This is a genomic window from Natronorubrum amylolyticum (assembly GCF_052040145.1).
GTDB lineage: Archaea > Halobacteriota > Halobacteria > Halobacteriales > Natrialbaceae > Natronorubrum.
On record NZ_JBPPFW010000002.1, the window covers coordinates 457,887 to 480,381 of the forward strand.

Annotated in this window: 14 protein-coding genes; 5 read left to right on the forward strand and 9 right to left on the reverse strand. The window is 63.1% G+C overall.

All coding sequences use genetic code 11. The annotated features are described in order from the left end of the window. Nucleotides 1-135 precede the first annotated feature (135 nt). Nucleotides 136-1,188, forward strand: a complete 1,053-nt coding sequence (locus ACSFDB_RS08635) for a deoxyhypusine synthase (protein ID WP_440770593.1) — start codon at nucleotides 136-138, stop codon at nucleotides 1,186-1,188. Nucleotides 1,189-1,236: 48 nt separating this feature from the next. Here the strand turns inward: ACSFDB_RS08635 and ACSFDB_RS08640 are convergent, their stop codons facing one another. The 3 genes from ACSFDB_RS08640 to ACSFDB_RS08650 all read right to left on the reverse strand — a co-directional run bounded on the left by ACSFDB_RS08640 (nucleotide 1,237) and on the right by ACSFDB_RS08650 (nucleotide 3,001). Beyond that, on the reverse strand, nucleotides 1,237-1,506 hold the full coding sequence (locus ACSFDB_RS08640; RefSeq protein ID WP_440770594.1) for a PadR family transcriptional regulator: 270 nt from the start codon (nucleotides 1,504-1,506) through the stop codon (nucleotides 1,237-1,239). A gap of 321 nt (nucleotides 1,507-1,827) precedes the next feature. Further along, entirely contained in the window at nucleotides 1,828-2,214 is a 387-nt protein-coding gene (locus ACSFDB_RS08645) for a pyridoxamine 5'-phosphate oxidase family protein (RefSeq protein ID WP_440770595.1), read from the reverse strand. Nucleotides 2,215-2,272: 58 nt separating this feature from the next. Beyond that, nucleotides 2,273-3,001 carry a glycosyltransferase gene (locus tag ACSFDB_RS08650; RefSeq protein ID WP_440770596.1) on the reverse strand — a complete coding sequence of 243 codons (729 nt, stop codon included), beginning with the start codon at nucleotides 2,999-3,001 and terminating at the stop codon, nucleotides 2,273-2,275. 352 nt (nucleotides 3,002-3,353) lie between these two features. Here ACSFDB_RS08650 and ACSFDB_RS08655 point away from each other — a divergent pair, with 352 nt between their 5' ends. Next, nucleotides 3,354-3,557 carry a hypothetical protein gene (locus ACSFDB_RS08655; protein ID WP_440770597.1) on the forward strand — a complete coding sequence of 68 codons (204 nt, stop codon included), beginning with the start codon at nucleotides 3,354-3,356 and terminating at the stop codon, nucleotides 3,555-3,557. Nucleotides 3,558-4,037: 480 nt separating this feature from the next. Next, a complete protein-coding gene (locus tag ACSFDB_RS08660; RefSeq protein WP_440770598.1) occupies nucleotides 4,038-6,362 on the forward strand; it encodes an aspartate aminotransferase family protein in 2,325 nt (774 codons plus the stop codon). A 275-nt stretch (nucleotides 6,363-6,637) separates the two neighbouring features. Here the strand turns inward: ACSFDB_RS08660 and ACSFDB_RS08665 are convergent, their stop codons facing one another. Next, a complete protein-coding gene (locus ACSFDB_RS08665) occupies nucleotides 6,638-12,994 on the reverse strand; it encodes a GLUG motif-containing protein (RefSeq protein ID WP_440770599.1) in 6,357 nt (2,118 codons plus the stop codon). Nucleotides 12,995-13,174: 180 nt separating this feature from the next. On the opposite strand from ACSFDB_RS08665, the gene ACSFDB_RS08670 reads away from it, so the two are divergent. Beyond that, on the forward strand, nucleotides 13,175-13,942 hold the full coding sequence (locus tag ACSFDB_RS08670; RefSeq protein WP_440770600.1) for a helix-turn-helix transcriptional regulator: 768 nt from the start codon (nucleotides 13,175-13,177) through the stop codon (nucleotides 13,940-13,942). A 333-nt stretch (nucleotides 13,943-14,275) separates the two neighbouring features. Then, nucleotides 14,276-14,977 (forward strand): DUF2270 domain-containing protein, encoded by a 702-nt coding sequence (locus ACSFDB_RS08675; protein WP_440770601.1) that lies wholly within the window; start codon nucleotides 14,276-14,278, stop codon nucleotides 14,975-14,977. Between the two features lie 119 nt (nucleotides 14,978-15,096). Here the strand turns inward: ACSFDB_RS08675 and ACSFDB_RS08680 are convergent, their stop codons facing one another. The 5 genes from ACSFDB_RS08680 to ACSFDB_RS08700 form a co-directional block, all read right to left on the reverse strand. Beyond that, complete coding sequence (locus tag ACSFDB_RS08680) at nucleotides 15,097-15,888, reverse strand: aldo/keto reductase (RefSeq protein ID WP_440770602.1); 792 nt, start codon at nucleotides 15,886-15,888, stop codon at nucleotides 15,097-15,099. Nucleotides 15,889-16,071: 183 nt separating this feature from the next. After that, nucleotides 16,072-16,527 (reverse strand): pyridoxamine 5'-phosphate oxidase family protein, encoded by a 456-nt coding sequence (locus ACSFDB_RS08685; protein ID WP_440770603.1) that lies wholly within the window; start codon nucleotides 16,525-16,527, stop codon nucleotides 16,072-16,074. Nucleotides 16,528-16,648: 121 nt separating this feature from the next. Continuing rightward, the gene (locus tag ACSFDB_RS08690; RefSeq protein ID WP_440770604.1) at nucleotides 16,649-18,265 is read right to left on the reverse strand and encodes a histidine kinase dimerization/phospho-acceptor domain-containing protein; all 1,617 of its coding nucleotides are present in this window, start codon (nucleotides 18,263-18,265) and stop codon (nucleotides 16,649-16,651) included. 505 nt (nucleotides 18,266-18,770) lie between these two features. Further along, entirely contained in the window at nucleotides 18,771-21,041 is a 2,271-nt protein-coding gene (locus tag ACSFDB_RS08695; protein ID WP_440770605.1) for a hypothetical protein, read from the reverse strand. Between the two features lie 96 nt (nucleotides 21,042-21,137). Continuing rightward, nucleotides 21,138-22,334 carry a sensor histidine kinase gene (locus ACSFDB_RS08700; protein ID WP_440770606.1) on the reverse strand — a complete coding sequence of 399 codons (1,197 nt, stop codon included), beginning with the start codon at nucleotides 22,332-22,334 and terminating at the stop codon, nucleotides 21,138-21,140. Between the last annotated feature and the right edge of the window lie 161 nt (nucleotides 22,335-22,495).

The following is a 22,495-nucleotide window of genomic DNA, read 5'->3' on the forward strand; positions in this document are numbered from 1 at the left end:
GAGACGTCGCTTCGCTTTTTTCGCTGCGGACTCGACGAGTGCAGCCCCGTCTATCGCCGACGCTGTGTGCGGTTCCAGCCGGGGTGGGCGCACCGAACCGCGGCGTTCAAACCGCTGGCCGGCCGACTCGAGGACATGAGCGACGACCACACGACCGATTCCGAGGACGGACACCACGAGCCCGAGCGCGAGACGTTTTCGCACGACCCGATCGGCCACGCCGAGGCGCGCGCCGGAATGACGGTCGGCGAACTCGCCGACGAGTACGGCTCCGCCGGCGTCGGGGCGGCCGATCTCCACGAAGCCGTCGGCATCACCGAGTCGATGTTCGACGACGACGTGACCGTCTTCTTCTCGCTCGCGGGCGCGATGGTTCCTACGGGGATGCGTCGAATCGTCGCCGATCTCATCCGGGAAGGTCACATCGACGTCCTCGTGACGACCGGGGCGAACCTCACCCACGACGCCATCGAGGCCATCGGCGGCAAACACCACCACGGCGACGTCCACGCGGAGGGGAAGACGGAGCGCGAACACGACGAAACGCTACGCGACGAGGGCGTCGATCGGATCTACAACGTCTACCTCCCACAGGAGTTCTTCGCCGACTTCGAAGGCCACCTGCGCGAGGAGGTGTTTCCGGTGCTCGAGGCTGAATGCGAGGAATCGGGTCCGGTCTCGATCCAGCGGCTCACCGAGGAGCTGGGGCGGGCGAACCTCGAGGTGAACGAACGGGACGATATCGACGAAGCCCCCGGCATCGCCGCCGCGGCCTACGAGAACGACGTCCCGATTTACTGTCCTGCCGTCCAAGACTCCGTGCTCGGCCTGCAGGCCTGGATGTACTCCCAGACCGGCCCGTTCTCGCTCGACGCGCTTTCGGACATGACACCGCTCACTGACATCGCGTTCGACGCCGACGAGGCCGGCGCGTTCGTCGTCGGTGGCGGCGTCCCCAAGAACTTCACCCTCCAGACGATGCTCGTCACACCAGGGGCCTACGACTACGGCGTGCAGTTGACGATGGATCCCAAACAGACCGGCGGGCTCTCCGGCGCGACGCTCGACGAGGCCCGGTCATGGGGAAAACTCGAGAAAGACGCCGAGAACGTCTCGGTTTACGCGGACGCGACGATCACGCTGCCGCTCGTGGTCGCGGCTGCACTCGAACGACTCGAGACGCAGTAGTAGACGGCAACGCTGGACGTGCAGTCGGGACGACGGACGAGTTACCGGTTAGATGTACTGTTGTACCCACCGCTGACGGTCGTCGATCGACCGACTCCCTTTCTCGGAAATTTCGTAGTAGTTCGTTCGCCTGTCGTGCTGGCCTTTGTCGACCAGTTCCTTGTTCACGAGCGTGTCGAGATTCGGATACAACCGGCCGTGGTTGATGTCTGCGCTATAGTAGGCTTCTATCTCGGATTTTACATCTTGGCCGGACGGCTGGTCGGCGCCGGCAATCACGTACAGGAGGTCTCGTTGGAATCCAGTCAGGTCGTCCATTGTCTGTTGCTCGACTAATCACAGAACGAACGTAGTAATCGTAATCCAGCACATACGGGACGATAGATCACGGTACAAGACCTGTTAGGGTCGGTTACAGTCCGTATCCTCTCCCTACTACGTTCGAACGTGGCGGCTCGAGGGCAAAAGTGACAGCGGGTTGAGGATGGCGCTCACGGGGCGATTCGATCTCGATCGGTCACGCCGGCCATCGCACCGTCTCTCGACTGACGAACAGCACGGGCCACTGTACGTAGCCTGACGGTCCGGATCAGCAACGGTTCGACCGATACTGATCGGGAGGCGAGACGAACGGGACCGTCAGTACGTCTGGTAACTCGCCGAACCCACGTCGATTCGGACGAGCGTGTTCTCGGCGTAGGCTTCGGATTCCGCGCCATACTTTTCGTTGATCCGCCTGCGCGCGTCGGTCGCTTCGTCCTCGTCGTCGACGACCGTCGCCGTGCCGAGCAGCGTCACCATCCAGCGCGTCTGTCCCGCGTCGTCAGCCTGCACGGAGAGGGCGACGCGAGGATTGTCGCGAACGTTCGCCAGTTTCCGACCCGTCGTCACGATCTCGACGGTGTCATCGTCGGCGTAGCGGTACCAGACGGGAGCGACGTGTGGCCGGTCGTCGACGCTGGTCCCGAGGTGGGCCATCAGCGGCTCGCTCTCGAGCAGTCGTTCGGCCTCTGGAGGAATCGTCACGCAGAGTCCTCCGACGGCGGCAGCAAAAAACGGTGTCCCTGTGGGTGCCGAGTTGTCGTTACGGCATAAACTCGCCGCGTCTCGACTGCCGAATTCGTTCGATATCCAGCGTCGCGTAATGCCAGAGCGTGCCGGTCAGGCCGTCCGCGGCGATCCGGCGGCCGGAGCTCTCGACCAGCATCTCGGGACAGTACCCCGTCGGATACCGGCGGGCGAGCCGCCGGCTGAACGCGGTATCCTCGTTCGGAACCTCCGGGAAGCCGCCCAACTCGTCGAACGCGCGCCGATGGATAACGCAGTTGAAGCCGGGGAGGATGGGGTACTCGAGCCGCGGGAAGACGTGGTTGATCGTCGCCTCCATCAGCCTCGCGCGTCGCGGGCCGCTGATCCGGCAGAAGGAGCTGCCGGCTGCGAGCCCGTTCGCCTCGAGGTAGCCGAGCAGGTCGGTGAGGTAGTTCGCCCGAAGCTCGGTGTCGGCGTCGACGAACGCGAGCCACTCACCGCGTGCGGCGGCCGCACCCAAATTTCTGGCCCGAGCGATGCTCGAGTCGGGGGCCTCGAGAACGGTCGCGTCGTACGCTCGAGCGATCGCTTGCGTGTCGTCCGTCGAGCCACCGTCGACGACGAACACCTCGGAGGCGTAGCTCGTGTCCAGCGCCGCGATGCTCGCGAGGGCGGCCCGGAGGTAGTCGGCCTCGTTTTGCGCCGGGATCACGAAGCTCACGTCCGGCCCGTTCGTGGTACCGTCGGTTCGGTCGTCGGTCGCGGGATCGTCGTCACCACCCATCGAAGCGTCTACTCGAGAAATCTCACCCGTACCGTCTTAACTCGTGGGCGTGCACCCGAGCGCTCGTGCGGCTGCCTCGACTCTCGAGACGTGGTGGCTCGCGTCTCCGATTCGCCACCGTGGCCGTCACGTCCGCCGGATCGTCGTCTCGAGTCTACTATGCCAGTTGCTACCGCAGCACTTACTTTCGCCCGAGTCTCGGTGGCAGGATTGTCTATCATGAACTTTTATAACGGAGGTGCCTGTAGGGGTGAGTACAGATGTCGGTCGTACACGTAGTAGCGTAAACTCGCCCCTCTCTTCGACGAGTCCCCAGCATCGTATTCCGACGACACACCACCATCCGACCGACATGAGCACACAACACTTGCAGACCCAGACCGAACGACAGACCGAACGAACGACAACTCGAGCGACCCCCGCCGAAACCGCGGCGCTCACGACGGACCCGCGAACCGCCACCGACCGCGCTCCACAGACGTTTTCGAATGGGAATCGAGCGCGACTCGAGAACCTGATCGACGAGTTCAACACCGCGTTCGCGGGCGGGTCGTAACGACTTCGTTTTGGACTCGCTCGAGCAATCCAAACCGTCTTTTGAGAGAGTGCGCTATGCTCGAGTGGCCGATGACGATTCACTCGCTCCGAACCGGACTCGGCACCCGGTGGTGACGAGCCCTATGAGTGCCGAGGCCTCGTTTCTACTGTTTATTTCTGTACGGCTGGTCGAGAATGTTCGAAAATCTCGCCCTGTTGTCGAATGAAATAAAAATGCATGCGATAACTACCTCACAACAAGAGTGGATGTAATCTAGTAAGGCTTGGGTCGATCCCTCTGCGACTCGGCTAGCAGGAGTCGATTCGTCGATAGCTTTCGCTGCACTCACATTCCACCAACGACTGAGGCGTTGCGGGCGCCGTCGATGAGTCGGACAGCAGCGACATCTCGAGGACACTGGATGTTCTGCTGCACAAAATGTTTAACAGCCCACTCGGAGCAGTTGGTGTATGAATTCCGGTCGAAGGTGGCCGTGAGATGATCGAGGAGATACGCGGGTCCGAACCAATCGTGACCGACCCGCCGCCAATCGATGCCACCAGAGCGTCGACGGTCGCGGATCGTGCCTTCGGGGTATCCGGACCGGCGACGAACCTGGGCGGTGAGCGGGATCAGAACTTCCGTATCGACGCGGATAGCGGAGACGCATTCGTCCTCAAAATAGTCAATTCGGCGGACGACCGTGGCGTGATCGACCTCCGAACGCAGGCAATTCAGCACGTACATCGGGCCGATCTCGAGCTGCCGGTAATGGAACCCATTCCGACGACTGGTGGAGAGCCGTGGACCACGCTCACCGAGGACGGCGACAGCTACTTCGCGCAACTGTACTCGTTCGTTCCAGGGCGGAGCCCCTCGCCCGGGGAGCTTTCACGCGACGCGCTGTTCGCGTACGGCGAGTGCGTCGCAACGATGGGGAAGGCGCTACGGGGCTTTTTCCACCCGGACGCGAGGTACGACGTACTCTGGGATCTTCGGTACGCCTCCGATTTCCACGCGATGCTCGAGCAGATCGACGACGAGCGGCGACGCGCCACCGCCGAACGCGTTCTCGACCGTTTCGAAGCGAACGTAGACCCGGTCTTCGATTCACTTCGGGCCCAGGTCGTGCACAACGACCTCGGGCTGAACAACGTGCTGTTCGACGACGACAACCGAGTGAGTGGAATCACGGACTTCGGTGATCTCACCTACACGGCGCTCGTCTGCGACCTCGCCGTCGTGCTTGCGAACGTCCTGCCCCGCCGGGACGATCCGCTGTCGGCGGCCCAGTCCATAGTCAGAGGATACGTGACCGTTACGCCGCTCGAGGAGGACGAACTTCGGCTGCTGCCGGATCTCCTATTGGGACGACTCGCCGTCAGGGGGATCATGCACGTACGGGAAGGCGCGAATTACGAACACAACACCACCGACGTCGCCGAAGTGTGGGATTCGTTGATCGCGCTCGATGAAACCGGTCCGGATGTGATCGGGCGACTGCTGCGAGCCGCCGCCCTGGAAGGAGACGTTCCGTACCAGCGGGCCGATACGTCCGACCTGCGCTCGCGTCGCCGCGAGGTTCTCGGGCCGGCACCGCTTTTTTATCGCGATCCCGTACACTTCGCCGCTGGCGACGGTGTCTGGCTGTTCGATCAGGACGGTCGCCGCTACCTCGACGCGTACAACAACGTACAGGTCCTCGGCCACGGAAACCGCGACGTCGCGGCGGCCGTTGCCGGACAAACTCGGACGTTGACGACGAACACGCGGTACTTGCACGAAGCAGTTACCACGCTTTCCGAACGACTGTTGGAGACGATGCCCGACGAGCTCGACCGGGTGTTGTTAGTCAACTCGGGAAGCGAGGCGAACGATATCGCCTGGCGACTGGCGACCGCTGCGACGGGACGCGACGGGGCGATCGTCGCTAATCACGCATACCACGGGATTACGGAATCGACGGCGTCGCTGTCGCCGAAGTACTGGCCGGACGGCAATCGGCCGGCCCACGTCGAAACTGTCGCACCGCCAGTCCAGCGGTCGAGTCACCACTGGAGCGAACCGGCCGAACGTTCAGAACCGATGATCGATGCGCTGGATGCGCTCGAAAGCCGAAACGTGGGGGCCGCTGCGTTCATGTTCGATCCGCTGTTTACGAGCACCGGGATTTTTCCTCCGAATGGCGAGCACCTAACCGAGATGACCGATCGCGTGCGCGAGAGGGACGGCTTGATCATCGCCGACGAGGTACAGGCAGGGTTCGGGCGAACCGCTTCGAACACGTGGGGATTTCAGGAGGCAGACATCGTTCCGGACATCGTCACGATGGGCAAACCGATGGGGAACGGCTACCCCGTTGCCGCCGTCGTGACGCGATCTGAGATCCTGTCGACGCTCCGTGATGGCTCCGGCATATTCAGCACGTTCGGCGGAAATCCGGTATCGTCCGTCGCGGCCCTCACAGTCCTCGACGTTCTCGAAAACGAACAGGTTCTGAGACAGGCCGCCGAAGTCGGCGAGTATCTCCACTCCGGCCTATCGGAGTTAGCTACGAAGTACGAACGTATCGGCGAGATTCGACGGAGCGGACTCATGGTCGGTGTGGAACTCGTCTCCGACCGAGAGACGTGGACGCCAGCGACTGACGAAGCGGTGGAAATCGTCAATCGGCTTCGACAACGTCGGATCCTCGTCGGTACGTCCGGGAAGCACGATAACGTGTTGAAGATCCGCCCGCCGCTCGTGTTCGAGACGGAACACGCAGACCACCTTCTAGATGCGCTCGACGTCGTACTTGCCAGTCTGGGCGACGATGTATAGGTGTGTGAGAACGGCAAACTATGTCATGGATGGTTCGTGGCGTTGTGGAGAGGGGCGAAAGCTGTGGGCTACGGTCCCATTGATTCAGCCGTACTCGAGTGAGGAATACCGACACCGGAATCGCTCGGTTCGATCCGTACCGACAGGACTTCGATGGTAACCGATCCCCCCATGTTTCGCGCTCGAGCGACGGGTCACCACATCGAAAAACAGCGTATCACAGCGAATCTCGCCTGCGGACTCGACTCGATCCGTTATCGGCAGGCAGGGCTCGCTCACCGGTCGGTCCGTCGGCCACGGATTCGTCCGATGCCCAGGAAGAGGCCGACGACGACCAGTGTCACGACGAGGCCGAAACCGGGAATGTGGTCGTCGTCGACCGCTGCGTCGTCACCGTCGCCGCCCCCCTCGACGCTTCCCGTGTGATCATCGCCGTCGATGACAGTCAGTGTACCGTCCACCACAGCGTCAGCGGTTCGGATGCTGTACTCGTACGCTCCGGGTTCGAGGTGGCTCACGTCGACGTCGGCATAGGTGCGTGTCACACGCCCGTTTGCCTCGATCTCGAGGCCCCGTTCGGTCACAACGGCGTCACCGTCGACACTGAACACGATGTCAGTGGTGACGGTCCGGTTGTCGGTGTTTTCGACATCGACGACGACCCGATCGAGTTGGTCGCCGGCCGCCAGTTCCGCTGGGGTGAGTTCGTAGCCAGTGACAACGACCCCCGAGGTGATCGTGAACTGACCGTCGTGTCGGTCGTCATCACCGACCGCAACGGTGTAGTTGTACGTCCCTGGTCCCATATCACTGAGGTGTACGTCGGTGAATTCGACGGTTTCTTCGAGACCACCACGGAGGCGAACGGTTTCAGTCGCACGCACTGTCTCCTCGATACGGAACTCGAGAGCCGCCGTTCCCGTTCGGCTGCCACTGTTTGTGACGTCGACCGTCACTCGCTCGAGGGCACCGTCACTGACCGACACCGATCGATCCAGTTCGACCGCACCGAGTTCGAACCGTGCCGGAGTGGCCGTCCCTGAGCTCCGTTCCTCGCCAAACGCGCCAAACGTCGAGAACGATGTGGTGTTTGCCGTAACGACACCTGCTTCGGTATCGATACTCGAGTGTTCGAGTTCGGACCAGGTTCCACTGCTGTTCATTTTCCAGAGCGAAACCGTCCCGGCATCGAGGGTCCCGAGTTCGTCGTACTCGAGTTCGAGGTCGCGGAGTTCTCCGTGCCCGGTGGGTTCGGCCTCGAAATACTGGCCGACGCTCGTGAGGCCACTCGGCGTCCCCGGTGGTGGGCTGGCACCGATGGAGAGGCCCGTTCCGGTGAACGACACCGTCGTCTCCGGGGTGGTTTCGTTCGTCGTTCCGACAGTCAGTTCGTCGACGGCCACGACCGCTCCGTCGCCGATCTCGAGGGCGAATTCGCCCTCGGCGTGGATGACCGTAAGGTTGGTGACGGTTACGTTCTGTCCGTCATCGATTCGCAGCCCCGCGTCCCCAGCCGCCGTCGTGTTGATCGTGTACCCCTTGCCGTCGATCGTAACGTCGTCGGCGCTCACGTTGAGCACGGTCTCAGACTCGGTCAGATTCGTGGTGAGCCAGTAGTCGCCGGCGTGCTCGAGGCTCCGTCCGTCGGTGATCGCCGGATCAGGCTTTACGGTGACACGCTCGGTCGCCTCGTCGGTTCCCGTCGAGACGGTGACGGTGCCACTCCCGATACTCTGTTCGTCGGTCCCCCACGAGAGCGTCACGTCCGTCGAGTCTCCTGGCTCGAGGGAGACGTCGACTGTGTCCTGTACAGCTCCGTCGAAGTCGGTATCGGACAGGCTCACCGTTCCGGTGATCGGCTCGCTCCCGGGATTGCTGGCCGTACCCAGGACTTCCAGAGTGTCTCCAACGATGACCGGGCTCGTGGTCTCCTCGAGGTCGAACGCCAACTGTTCGACGATGAGATCGGCCGCCACCTCGGCTGCGTCGGCGCTCACCACGAGTGGGTGCGTCCCGGCGTCGATCCGCTCGGTGGTCTCGCCGTCGAGAACGTTCGTCAGTTCGACGTCGTCCTCGCCAGCGAACTGCACGGTGTGGACCCGGTCGTCGTCCACCCCATCGATATCGCTCGTGCGGACCGTCACCGTCGTTTCGCGATCGTAGGGCGCACCGGCCAGATCGACCGCATCGCTCACCGATAGATCGAGCGGGTCACCCCGTGGAATCGTCACGTCCTCGAGGGCGAATTCTGCGAGAACGGCGTCGATCGTTATCGAGAACGTCCCGGTGGCGTCCGCCGCCGTAACGTCGATCTCCTCGTACACGCCGGCGCTCAACGTCGGGGTATCCCCGTCGAACAGTTCGATCTCGGACGCGGCTCCCTCCGAGACAGAGACGGCGGTGGTGTCAGGATTCTTACCGTCGATATCGGCAACCGAGAGGTCGACCGTTCCCGTGAACGCGTCTCCCGCTCTGTCTTCGGCGTCCGTCACGTCGAGCTTGAGGGACGCACCCTGGTCGATTGGGTCCTCGCTCGCCGTAACGTCAAACGTCGCGAGCACGGCACCGACAGTGACGTTGAACGTCTCACTGACGGCTTCGTCGACGGCGTCAGCGGAGAGCGTGCTGTACTCGCCCGCCGAAACCCCTGCGGTGTCGTCAGCCGACAGCACCTCGAGGCCGTCCGCCGCACCGTCGTCGAACGCAACCGTGCGCTCGACTGACTCGTCGATTCCCTCGAGGGAGTCGACGCCAACGTCGATCGATGCTTCCCCGACGAACTCGTCGCCGGCGTTGTCGATGGCGTCCTCGAGGTCGAGTTCGAGCGTCTCTCCCTGCTCGATCGTCACGTCTGCAATCGAGAACGCGGCCAACACCGACTCGACGGTGATCTCGAGGGAGTCGCTCGCGTCCCCCGCCTGGAGCGTCACGTCGTAGGTGCCAGCGCTGGTGTCCGCCGTCGAATCCGCCTCGAGCAGTTCGACACCGATCGCCTCGCCCTCGTCGAACGTGACGTCCTCGGGGGAGAGTGCGTGGCCATCAATATCGTCGCCCGTCAGATCAACCGTCCCGTCGAAGGCGTCGCCGGCCTTGTCCTCGGCGCTCTCGAAGTCGACCGCGAGTGTCTCTCCCTGCTCGATCGTCGCGTCGGCGACCGTGAACGCGTCCAGCACCGACTCGACCGTGATCTCGAGGGTGTCGCTCGCCTCATCGGCCTCGAGCGTGACGCCCTCGTACGTGCCGGCAGTAATCGCTGCGGTCGACTCTCCCTCGAGTAGCGGTACCTCGCTCGCCTCGCCGTCAGTGAACGCGACGGCGTCACCGGCGAGGGCGTGGCCGTCAACGTCGCCGACCAGATCTGCCTCGCCGTCGAAGGCGTCGCCGGCCTTGTCCTCGGCGTTCTCGACGTCGATCTCGAGCGGTTCTCCCTGCTCGATCGTGACATCTTCGGCGACATCGAACGCCGCCATGACGGGCTCGATCGTCATCTCGCTCTCGTCGGAACCGGGTTGTCCCAGGACATCGACGCCGACGCAACCCGTTTCTGCTGAGAGGGAAGCGGTTTCCGAACCGTCGAGAAGTTCGAGACCGGTTGCCTCGCCGTCGTCAAAGTCCACGAGGAGGATGGTGGACTCGCCGAACGGATCGAGCGTGAACACGAGCGTCTCCTCTCCGTCAAACGATCCCCCAGCGGTGTCTACAGCGTCCTCGAGATCGACCTCGAGTGCGGCTCCCTGCCCGACGGCGTACTCCGCTTCGGAGAACGCAACCGTCTCGAGCGGCGCGTTTTTGATCTCGACGGTCGCGCTCGCGTGGTCATCGTCGCTTTCGACGGTCACGTCGCCATCGCCGGCGTCACCCGAAACGGTCTCCCACTCGAGGGCGAGTTGCTCGACATCGCCGCTCTCGAGCGAGAGCGTCTCGGTAGCCCGTTCGATGCCCTCGAAATCCCGCAGTTCGACGGCTCGTTCGCCGTCGCTACCCCAGTTCGTGACGGTGGCGGTGACCTCGAGCGGTTCGCCCTCGACGATGGGCGAGTTCGTCTCCTCGATGGCCACCTCGTAGACTGGATCGGTGTCCTCCCAGGCGAGTGCGGGATACTCGTGGGTAACGTGCCAGGTGCCGTCTCCATCGGGGAACTCGAGGCCGTCCATGGCTCCGATGGCGGTCAGGCCAGACATGTCGGGGGTCGTGAGCGCGGTCGCGTCGCCTCCTCCATCACCGATCCCCTGTCCGGCGACTGCGTCGCCGTTTTCGGTGACGGTTGCCACCTCGTCGTCCCAGTAGGTGTCGGTGACGTCGCCCCCGTCGTTCCACCCGACGAGGCCGCCCACACGGTCGTCGCCGGTAACGTCGCCGGTAGCGTAGGACTCACGCACCTCGCCCCAGTTGGTCCCGAGGAGGCCACCAGCATTACGTTCAGCGCCGGAGACCGAACCTGTCGCGTAGGACTTACTCACGTCAGCTCTGTTTTCCCCGACGAGGCCGCCGACGAAGTATTCAGAGGCGGTGGCGTCACCGGTGGCGTACGATTCACGCACCTCGCCCCGGTTGCTCCCGACGAGACCGCCTACCCACCTAAGGGCGGAGACCTCCCCCGTCGCGTACGAACCGCTCACGTCGCCATCGTTGTACCCGACGAGGCCACCGGCGTAATAGAACGCGGCGGCGGCCTCCCCCGTCGCGTACGAGCCGCTCACGTCACCGTCGTTGTCCCCAACGAGGCCGCCCACCTGGCGTTGACCGTCGATGTCACCGGTGGCGAACGACTCCACAATGGTACCGTCGTTCGCACCAACGAGACCACCAACGTTTTCCGAGGACCGAGTCTCGCCGCTAATTTCACGAGACTCTCCGGTGACGCTCCCACTGGAAGAGGTGTGTGAAAGTGTGCCACCGTCGTTCGCCCCGACGAGGCCGCCGACACTTCTGTACCCATCGACGTCGCCGCTCATGGACACGTTCTCGAGAGTCCCCCGGTTGAGCCCGACGACACTCCCCACACCGTTCTCGTCTTGCCCACCTTCACCAGTCACGTCCACGTTCTCTAGGTGGACGTCTCGTATTTCGGTGAACCCTCCCGTCGAACCAAACAAGCCGACACGCTCCTCGTCTGGTCGGTCGATGACCAGCTCCGAGATGGTGTTGTTCTGTCCGTCGAACTCGCCTGCGAAGTTCGCAATTGGCTCGAAGCCGTCGCCGCCGTTGGCGTTTTCACCGGCCACGTCGTCGTAACCCGCAGTCTCGTCGTCGAGGTCGGTCTTCAGAACGACCCAGGCCTCGAGATTGTCGCGAACGTCATCGAGGTCGTACCAGTCTTCGACTTCGTAGCGTTCGCCCCACCCGTCGGCGCTCGGTGCCGGATCCTGTGGGTTGTCCTGGAGGGTTGGATAGTAGCGGGCGTTTCCAGCGGCCGGGTCCGCCTCGAGCACCATCCACGTTTCCTCGAAGTCGAGGTCCATGTAGTCTTTCGCTCCATCGCCGGTCATCTCAGGGGTGGTGAGATCGGTACCGCCCTCAGATGTTGATTGTCCCGTTGTCAGGGAGTCCCAGTAGCCTTCGGAGGAGGGGTTGAACAAAGCGACATCGTTTCCGACGAGGCCGCCGACGTCATAATTGCCGGAGACCTCCCCTATCGCGTAGGCGTCCGAGACGGAGCCAAAGTCGTTGAGCCCGACGAGAGCCCCGATATTCTGATTTCCGGAGGCCGCTCCCGTCGCGTACGCGTCCGAAACGTTGGCATCGGCCCCCTGTCCGAAGTTCATCCCGACGAGGCCGCCGATATGCTGACTCCCGGAGGCCGCTCCCGTCGCGTACGACGTACGCACCTCACCCATATTGTAGCCGACCAAGCCACCGATCCAGTTGCGGCCGGATACCTCTCCCGTCGCGTGCGACGCACGCACCTCGCCATTGTTGCGCCCGACGAGGCCACCTAACTGATTCTCGCCGGAGACCTCCCCCGTCGCGTAGGAGTCACGCACCTCGCCATCGTGGCGCCCGACGAGGCCGCCTAACTGATCCTCGCCGGAGACCGTTCCGCTCGCAGCGGAGTTACGCACCGTTCCTACGTTGTACCCGACAAGACCACCCACGCCGTCGGAACCGGTGACGTCGGCAGCGGCACTCGAGTTCGAAACGGTCCCGTTGTTGTTCCCGACCACGCTTCCCACACCATCTTCGGAGTCGCCCCCACCAGTTACGTCCGCGCTCTCCAAGCGGACATCTCGAATCTCGGCGCTCTCCTCCGTCGAGCCAAACAGCCCGACACGTTCCTCGTCTGGTCGGTCGATGACCAGCCCTGCGATGGTGTAGTGTTGCCCGTCGAACTCGCCTGCGAAGCTCGAAATTGGCTCGAATCCTTCGCCGTCGTTCCAGTCTTCCGTCTCACTCGCGTCGATGTCACCGCCGAGTTCGTAGTGGGCCTCTGGATCGTCGTTCATCGCCTGCAACTCGAGGACGTCCGTGATGACGTAAGGGGCCTCCTCGGTCCCCTCGCCCTCGATATCCTCGAGGTCGGCCGGCCCGTCAGTGTCGGCAACGACACCCCCGGATGCGAAGACGATTCCAAGCCCAACTAGAACCATCATCGCAAGCACCGACCCTGCGATTTCGACTGGGCGTCTGTCCATCGTCTTCCCAGCCGAACGCACCCCAACACCCCAACACCCGTTATACATTACAACAAAAGTGGCATAACACTGGATTATAGCCACCGCTCGGACGGTTGTTCGAGACCGAACTGACTGTTCATCGGTGAACATCCACTCCACATGTGAAACGTTATCTGCGGGAGGTTCCAACACAAACCGATGACGTCCGACGAGTATGAGGACGCGCTGACGATTCTCCGTCAGGCCCCCGTCCTCGAGGCCTGTCAAACGGCTCCCCAGTCGAGGCGTGAACTCGTCGACGCAACCGACACCTCGAAAACCACTATTTATCGGGCGACGCGCGCACTCGAGGCCGAAGGCCTACTGGAAAAGACTGCTGACGGCTATCGAACCACGCCTCGAGGCGGAGCCACGGGCGTGCTGGCAAAGCGCTATCTGGCCGGCCTCGACGCACTCGAAGGGCTCGACCGGTTGTTCGACCTGGTAGACCATCCCGAACTCGCTGAACACGCCCACCTCCTCGCCGATGCCCGAGTGACCGTCGCCGACGCGTCCGATCCGTATCGTGTCGTCGACCGCGTCGTCGAACGGTTCGAAGCGACCACGCGCTCTCGTGGCACGATCACGAACGCGACCTCGCTTCAGGTGCTCGACCGGGTGAGTCCCTCACTGAACGAAAAGGAGTCAATCGAACGCATCTTCGATGCGAGCGCGCTCGAGGCACACGAGAACTACGGCGGTGAGGCGTTCGAGGAGGCACTCGCCAGCGATTCGGCGACGTTGCTGGTCACCGACGATCCACTCCCGTTCACGTTCGCAATCGACGACGAGGGCGTTGGCATCGTGGGCCACGAGCCCGCCACGGGACTGCCGACGGTTCACGTCGAATCAGACGACGAACGGGCACGGACGTGGCTCAAACGGCTCTACGAGGAGTCTCGGAGGCACGCTCGAACGATCGACTGACACGCTCACCGAAGCGTCGCTGTCTTGGCGATGCCAGCACGCCTCTTGAAGTAGCTCACAGTCGTACAGCACGAAAAAGCGATCGTGGTCGACGAGTCAGGTGGTGTCCCACTAAGCCTCCAGCAACAGGAGACTTTGGTGGCAACTGAAACGAGTACACACCAATCGAAACGACGTCCTGCGATTGAGTGTGTAGTGACGTTCAATGGCTACGAGAGGCGAAGACGGACGCCGTCTCCGAAACTCGACGCTTACGTCGAACAGCCGTCCGTACTCCGAGCGCAACCGCTCGAGTATTTCCGCCCAGCGGTCGTCTATCACACGTGGTTCCAGATGGACGACGACACCGACACGGAGGCTGACGCCGACGTGGGCGAGACGATAGGGCGGGACGTCTCCGAACTGAGCGCCGCGCTCGGCGATGCCTACCGCGGTGAACTGGATCGCGAAACCACCTGGCGCTCGCGGCTCGATCAGACGACGACCTGGAGCGTGACGGTGATGGCTGCGATCCTCACCTGGGCGTTCTCGAGTCCCGACAACCCCCACTATATTATCCTCGTCGGCGTCTTGGTCGCGACGCTGTTCTTGCTCATCGAGGCCCGACGGTACCGAGATTACGACGTCTACCGCTCGCGAGTCAGGCTCTATCAGCAGAATCTGCTCGCGACGACCCTCGATCCGACGCAGGAACTCGAGCACGGTGACTGGCGCGAGAAACTCGCCGCGGACTATCGCAACCCGACGGTGAAGATCACGCTACTCGAGGGGGTCGAACACCGACTTCGGCGCATCTACCTCGCGCTGATCAGCGTGCTGTTGCTCGCCTGGCTCTTTCGCATCACCGCGTTCATGCCCGAAACGGCGTTTCTCGAGGCGGCGTCGATCGGAACGCTTCCGGGCACGGTCGTCCTCGCTATCGTCGGCGGCTTCTATCTGGTGTTACTCGGTATCGTCCTCCGACGGGACGAACGCGAAGCGAAGGGCGAGTTCGAGGACGAAGCGATCGGCGAGTGGAAGGACTCGAGCGACTGAGGACCAGCAGTGGGGTGCTCGATGTCGATCGGTTGCTCGTCGATTTGCTGCCTCGAGCCGACTCGGATTCGGCGTTCGACGAGGCCGACCGGACACGACCACCGGCCGCGGAAACCCACTCACTCCGGAAACAGCTCTTCCTCCCGCTCGAGGCCGTCGATCCGCCTGTGATCCTCGGACTCGAGTTCCAACTCGACCGCCTCGAGATTCGCCGCCAGATGTGATCGACTGCTCGCTTTTGGAATCGTCACGACGCCCTCCTTCGCAGCCAGCCACGCGATCGCGACCGCTTCGGGTGTCGCGTCGTGTTTCGCCGCGACCGCAGCGACCGCCTCGACGTCGCGAACGCGGCCGCCCGAAAGCGGCGCGTACCCGACCAACGGGTAGCCGCGCTCGCGGGCCTGTTCGAGCAACTCTTCGGGCTGGAACAGCGGATGGTACTCGACCTGGTGGGCCGCGATCGGTGAATCGAGGATCTCTCGCGCCCGCTCGAGTTCGTCCACCGTGAAGTTGCTCACCCCGACGTGGTGGACGAGTCCGTCGGTGACGAGGTCGTCGAAGGCGGGCAGGGTGGTCTCGGGATCGTAGGTGTCGATCGGCCGGTGGACGTAGAGGAGGTCGACGGTCTCGAGACCCAGTCGCTCGAGGCTCTCGCGCGTCGTCCGGCGGACGTCCTCGGGCGCGAGGCTGTCGGCCCAGACTTTCGTCGCGACGGTGACGTCGTCCCGGTCGACGGCGTTCGACTCGAGCGCGCTGGCGAGCCCCTCGCCGACGACGGACTCGTTCTCGTAGATCTGTGCGGTGTCGAGGTGGCGATAGCCCAGTTCGAGCGCCGTCTCGATCACCGCGGGGTCGTCGATTCCCATGGTGCCGAGTCCGACCGGCGGGAACTCGAGTGGTGGCGCGTCCATACGCCCTCTCGTCTCCGAACGCACAAGAATCGGTCCGTTTCCGGGAGTTTCTCGGTATCGGCCTCGAGATCGCTGTGGCTGGAAACCGGCCGCACTCATCAACTATAAGGTGGGTTTTCGAACGCGACTTGAGCGGATTCGAACCTGCATGCCGAACGAAGCGATCGGCGTCCGGCTTCCAGATCAGCCGTCAGTGTCTGACCCCATTCGATCCGAAAAGTCCCAGCTGTAGATCTCCTGCGGTTCGATCCGAATACAGACTTCGTCGCGGTCGTCCGCGAGCAACCACCTGGCGAGCGAGGAGTCGTCCCCGCCGAGGTAGCGCTCGACGAGATCCCGCAGGACCGCCTTGCCGTCATCGTCCGAGATGGTGGCGGTTCCGTTTCCTCTGATCCCGCGGTAGGGAATCTGATTCGTCGAGATGTCGAAGGCAACGTCCGGGTCGTTGCGGAGAAACCGTACCACGTCCGCGCTCGCCTGCGTCGCACACTCGAGCGCGCTATCGCGATAGCGAAACCACAGCGTCACGAGCCACAGCGAGCCGTCCGGCCGATGGGTGGCGATTCGGATCGGGATCTCCGTCTCTCGGAGGAACGCCTCGACTTCGTCTGCGCCCCAGCTCCCGCGGTAGGTAGTCATACGTCTCTGTTCGTAAAGCAGCCGAATAAGTTCATCCGCCGTCAGTCCGGTCGTACTGCTCGCCCCCTCAACCAGTCGTGGATGAACCCACCCACGCAGTCCGATTCGAGGGGCGTACGCGTCACGAGTTGGAGAGTCGGTCGTCGTCGGTCGGAGAAGAGACCAGCATCGACACGAGATCCGACACGGACGGCGGACGCTGGATGAACAGTTTCCCACCGAGTGCGTACTGACTGTCGGTCACCACCGATCCGCTGTCGACGAGGACTACCGGCAGCCTGCGCCCGCGCTGTCGTTGTCGAAGCGTCCGAACGATCTCCAGTTCCCGACCGCTGAGATCGGTGACGCGAACCAGCGCGAGATCGTAGGGACCGGTCTGCGAGCCGGCCTGGACGCTCTCGAGTTGGTCGACTGCCGTCACCTCCCAAGAGTCAGGGATCTCGGCTATCGGCACCTCGGACGGCGTTGCGTCGAACGCTAGCACGCGAAGATGGTCGTCTTTTTCCACTCCGAGTACCAGTTCGATCGCCTCCGCGATCGCCGCCGAACGCTCGGGAACGTACGCGGAGACGCCGAGTTGTATCAGCCCGCCCGGCTCGTCGCGAAGGAACGACACCACCCTGATCGTCGTCCCCTCGGTCCCCGCCTCACGACGGATCGTCTCCGCGATGGCGACGCCGTTTTCGACCTCCTCATCGGTGTTGGCGTCGGGGTCGTTGCCGGTGGCAAACAGCTCGACGAGGAGCGTCGAGGACGGCGTCCGGCGGACTGCCTCCCGAGCAGCCTCGCGATCGTCGGCGATCGTCACGTCGTAGTCTAGCCCCTCGAGCTGTGTTGCAAGCGACGTCCCCAGTCCGTCGTCGATGGAGAGAAAGACGAACGGTCCATCGACGGCATCCGAAACGGCGGCGGAATCGCCGGTAGGGACCCCACTTCGGCCAGCGCGCACGTTCGCCAGCCCCGTGTCGAACGACGACGTCAGCGCCTCGATCGCGGCGTCGAGATCGGCCGCCTTTCGACGGACGACCCCCGCGACCGCTCGCTGTTCGTCGGTGAGCGGTCCGATGTCCTCGTTGACGAGCAGTTCGGCGTAGCCGATAACCGCCGTCAACGGCGTCCGGAGTTCGTGTGCCGTCTGCTCGAGGACATCCTCCTGAAAGTCGGTAAACGAGGTGAGGTTCTCCACCATCGTCTCGACCTCGCCGCGGAGCGAGAGTTGCTCGAGGCGCGATCCGGCGGTCCACCCGAGGAGTTTTGCGAGTTGAACGTCGATCTCGTCGAACTCGTCCCCGTCTCGGACGAGTTGTAACACGGTCGTGTCGTCGATCGGTGTCGACAGCGCACAGCCGTTCTCCAGCGGAACGAGACCGTCAGTCGCCGCCTCGAGATCGTCGACCACGACGGTCTCGTTTCGGTCCAGTGCCGTTTCGACTGCAGCACAGATGATGGGGTGTTGTCCGAACTGAACCTCCGGATCCGGCTGTGTACTGGTGACCGTCGTCCACGTGTTTCCCCGCGAAATAACGACGACGACGTACCGGACGTCGAAGAGCTCGTACGCGCCGTCGATCGCGTGATTGTACACGGCAGTCTCCGTCGAGCGTTCGGCGAACCCGGTCGCAATGTCGTGGAGCTGGTTGAGCCGGTGTGGCGAGATGTCGTCCGAAACGGCGTTTTCGAGGGTGTCGCGGACGTCCGACCCCAACTCGAACTCCACATCCAGGTCCTCGTCTGTCATCGTAATCCACGCCCCGTTGGCGCCGGCGGTTTCGCCGTCTCGAGCGAGGAGATCGCGCTCGACGTGTCGGATCGCTCGCCGAGTCGGGCGAGCGTCGAACGGGACCGTCGCTGGTCGAGGCGGTCTGTTGCCCGTGGAGCGTCGTCAGTGGTCGTGATCATCGGTCGATGAAATCGTTGTCCGGTGCGGTGTGGCCACTGATCGAACGTGGCACGGACCGTAGTCCGCCCCTCGAGCGAGTCGGGCGAGACGGTCTGGCGGTCCCGCGAGCGGGTCCCCGAACAGTCGAAACCGCCGACGCGCTCGTTGGGGGACCAGTGCGTTCCATCGTTCTTCACGTGTTTCGAGGGTCCGAAGGTACACAATGGTATCGGCACGGTAACTGACGTGTTCGCTCATCGCTCGGAGGCATCGGCACGCCATCGATCACCACGTCTAACTCGCCCGAACTGTGTCCCCCTCGGTGACGAACGGGCGTACCGGCCGACGGATCCGCCACCCCACTTCACAGATCACCGAACGTCTCCTGCATCACGTCGTAAGACTGTTTGAGGCGTTCGTCGTACGCCGGCTCGTTCCACGTCTCCCACGCGAACCGGGAGTCCGAGCCGAAGACGAGTTCGTCACCCGTGATCGGTGAGAGGGAGTCGGTGATGTTCGTTGGCGACTCGAGATCGGTCGCTTCGCCCCGAGAGTTCGGCAGGAACGTCGCCGCGGAGACGCCGATGCTGTCGAGACGCGTCTCCGCCGAGAGTCCGTCCGTCCAGAAGTCGCCGGCAACGATTCGTTGACTCGGATCTCGGACGTTCAGGAGCAGCCACGGGAGCCGAATCTCGATCGTGTTCTCCTCGGGGGTCACACAGACGTCGGCCAGCGAATCGTACGCCTCGTGATCGGGATCGCCGACGCCAAAGCGCAGCCGTCCGGTCTCGTAGCTCTCGAACTCGATGGTCTCGTCGAGACTCGGGATCTCCATCTCTCGGCCCAGCGCGAGTTCGATGGCGTGGAACTCGCTGCGATCACGGTCCCCTGCGTACTCGATGGCGGAAATTTCCCCGAGCAACTCCCCGTAGTGGTAGTAGAAGCGATCGGAGTAGCTATCGACGAGGACCCGAGAGTCGTCTGGACCCGCGAGGTTAACGAGGAAATCGACGCCCTCGCTCGTGTGGAGTCCCGTTTCGAACGGCATCGAGGTGATCCCGCGCTCGGGTGTGATGTCGAGGAACACGAGCGTGTTCGTGCGCTCCCAGTCGACGACCGAACCGAGATCGTCGTACGAGAGTTTGAGCGACAGCGAGCCCGGATCGGCTGCAGCGCTGAGTCCGGTAAGCGTTCGCGCGCCGTCGTGTCCGTCCTCGAGCGCCACCAGCGGCTCGGATTCGGGTCCGAAATCGGATTCGGCCGTCGTGTACAGCTCGCTCGCGTGCTCCCACTCCGAGAGATCGCCGGAGAGCGTGATATCGGTCTCGCCCCGCGGATCGAACGACAACAGTCCGTACGCCTGTTCGCTCGTCTGTCGGTCCATCCAGAACGGGCGGCGGTCCGGTTCCGTGTACTCCGCCGTGTTCCAGACGCGTTTGAACCACTCGTCCTGCCAGGTGAACACGACGCCGCCGAGTGCCCCCGAGTTGACGATGTGCTCGTAGAGTTCGGCGTTGCGTTCGCCCTGCTCACGTTCGGTGTGGTGGCCCTGGTGGAATCCTTGGACCTGCCGCTGGGAGAGTCCTCGCGACGATGGAACGCCGAACTCACCGACCAGAACGGGGTAGTCGCTCTCGGCGACGAGATCCGCCAGATAGCCGCGAAAGCTACTTTCTACCCCGTTCTCGGCGGTGTACTCGAGGTAGTCGGGTTCGTGGTTCATGAACGGAGGAAAGTAGGGATAGACGTGGTAGGTGGCGAAGAGGCCGGGCGTGAACTCGTCGGTCGGGAGCAGGTGGTCGAGCGTCACGTCCGCGTCGTTCTGGAACGCCTCGGGGTCCGTCGGCTGGTCGATGTGATCCGTCGGCGGCCAGTTCGTCACGCTGAGAGGCCGGAGCGTATCGTACCGGTCGCGTTCGTACGTCGCCGCGTCGTCCAATCGCGCGGCGAGCCAGTGTTCGAACGGTGTCGCAGCGTTGGTCGTGAGATAGCGTCCGTCGTACTCGCCGATATCGGCGTGTCGTTCGTCGGTTCGTTCGACGACCGCGGGCTCCCACTCCGTGCCGAGGACGTACCCGAGGACGTACGGCGAGACGTCCGACCGGTATCGACCGTCGGCGACTCCACCGTGATCGGACGGCGAGAGGGTTCCGTGTACGGCGTCGATGGCGTTTTCGATGCCGGTGTCGTTGGCCGAGATGACCGCGGGGTCGAACATATCGTCCGCCTCGGCCATCACCGTCTCGGCGATCCAGTTGCCCTGCAGGAGCAACAACGGCCGCTCGCGGTCCGCGTTGTGTTCGGCCAACGCGTCGTAGAACGCCGGGGGGTGAAGCGTATACGTTCGAACGACGTTCGCGTTCATCGCCGAGATCTGGGCCAGCCATCGATCGTACTCCGCTCTCGTTATCGCTGCATCGCCCGGGAAGTGAGCCGGTTTCGCCATGCCGAGGTTTACGCCGCGAACGAGACGGTCCTCCCAACGTCCGTCGTCCGCTTTCGACTCGAACCCGTCCGACGTAACCCGCTTCGTGGTCGCTACCGCGTCGCTTGACGACTGGCGGAAGCTACGACCGGCGACGACGGATCCCGCCGCAGTTGTCCCCATCGTTCGAAGATACCGTCGTCTATCCATCGGTAGTACACAGTACCCGTACGAGCGTAGTAAGGATGGTTCGTCAACGTTCGTGACTGAGAGATACGTGAGAGTGTCGGCAGGATTCGAGCGGTCTCACTGAAAATCGACGTTCGTGATCTCGAATCTGGCACCGCCCGCCTCGCTCTCGGTCAGGTCGATCGACCAGTCGTGGGCGGTGACGATGCTCTGAACGATCGAGAGTCCGAATCCGGTTCCCAGACTCGAGGTCGTAAACCCGGTCTCGAAGATCGATTCTCGGTCGGATTCGGGAATCCCACAGCCGTCGTCTTCGACGTAGAACCCGACCGGGTTCCCGTTTGCGTCCCTGATGTCACCGACGGTGATCGTCAGCCCGCCGCTCGAGGTCGACGAGGACCCTGATGTGACCGATTCCGCAGACACAGAGGACGTGGAACCGTGTTCCACGGCGTTTCGAAACAGGTTCTCGAAGACCGCCTGCAACCGCCCCTGGTCTGCCCGCGCGACGGCATCCGTCTCGACCACCAGTTCGTGTGATCCGGTCTCGAGTTGGTCCCAGGCGGTGCCCGTGATCGTCTCGAGCGAAATCGGTTCGACGGTCCCGATCACCTGACCGCTTCTGGCGGCGGCGAGCACGTCGTCCAGCAGCTGTTGCATGCGGTCGACCGCCGGATAGACCTTCCGCAGATAGTCGATGTTTGCCGACTGTTCGGTCGCCTCGATCCAGCCCTGGATCACGGTCAGCGGGCTTCTGAGGTCGTGGCTCACCGTGCTGGCGAAGTTGTCGAGCTGCTCGATCTGGGCCTCGGTTCGGCGGCGCTCGAGTTCGTGTTCTAACATCCGCGCGATCAGTTCCGCGAACATGGTTTCGTCGCTCCCGAAGGGGTCCGAACGAGGGCCCGTCGAAACGAAACAGACCGTCCCGTAGACGTCGTCGTCGACGGTGATGGTGGTTCCGTGGTAGCACTCGAGACCGTGTTCCTCGAACGCGGGATCGTCCTCCCAGCCCTGATTCGGGACGTCGTGGAGTGCGATCGGTTCGTCCTGGGCGATCGTTCGCCGACAGTACGTCGTCCCCAAGTCGAGGATGAGGCCGGGTGGAAACGCACCGTCGATCGGGTCGGTGCTTGCGGTGGCCTTCCAGTAGTCGGTCTCCGCATCGATCTTGGTCATGTGGCCGTTTTCGACCCCAAGATAGCGTGTGCCCAACTCGAGCGCCTGCGCTGCCTTCTGTTCGAACGGCAGATCGGTTTTCATGATCCTGTATAACTCGTGTCGGGCTTCGTCGGGGTCGATTGGCGTCTCAGTCATACTGCGGACCCACTGGCCCACCTGCGGTTGCCGTCCAGTACATACTGTACCGATACGTCTTGGTTATGCATACCTCTTCTGTCAACTTCGAAGTACACTTTCGAACGCAGAGTAATCAGACGTGTACTGTGGATTCCCAGCGGCCACTTTCGGATAGCGTA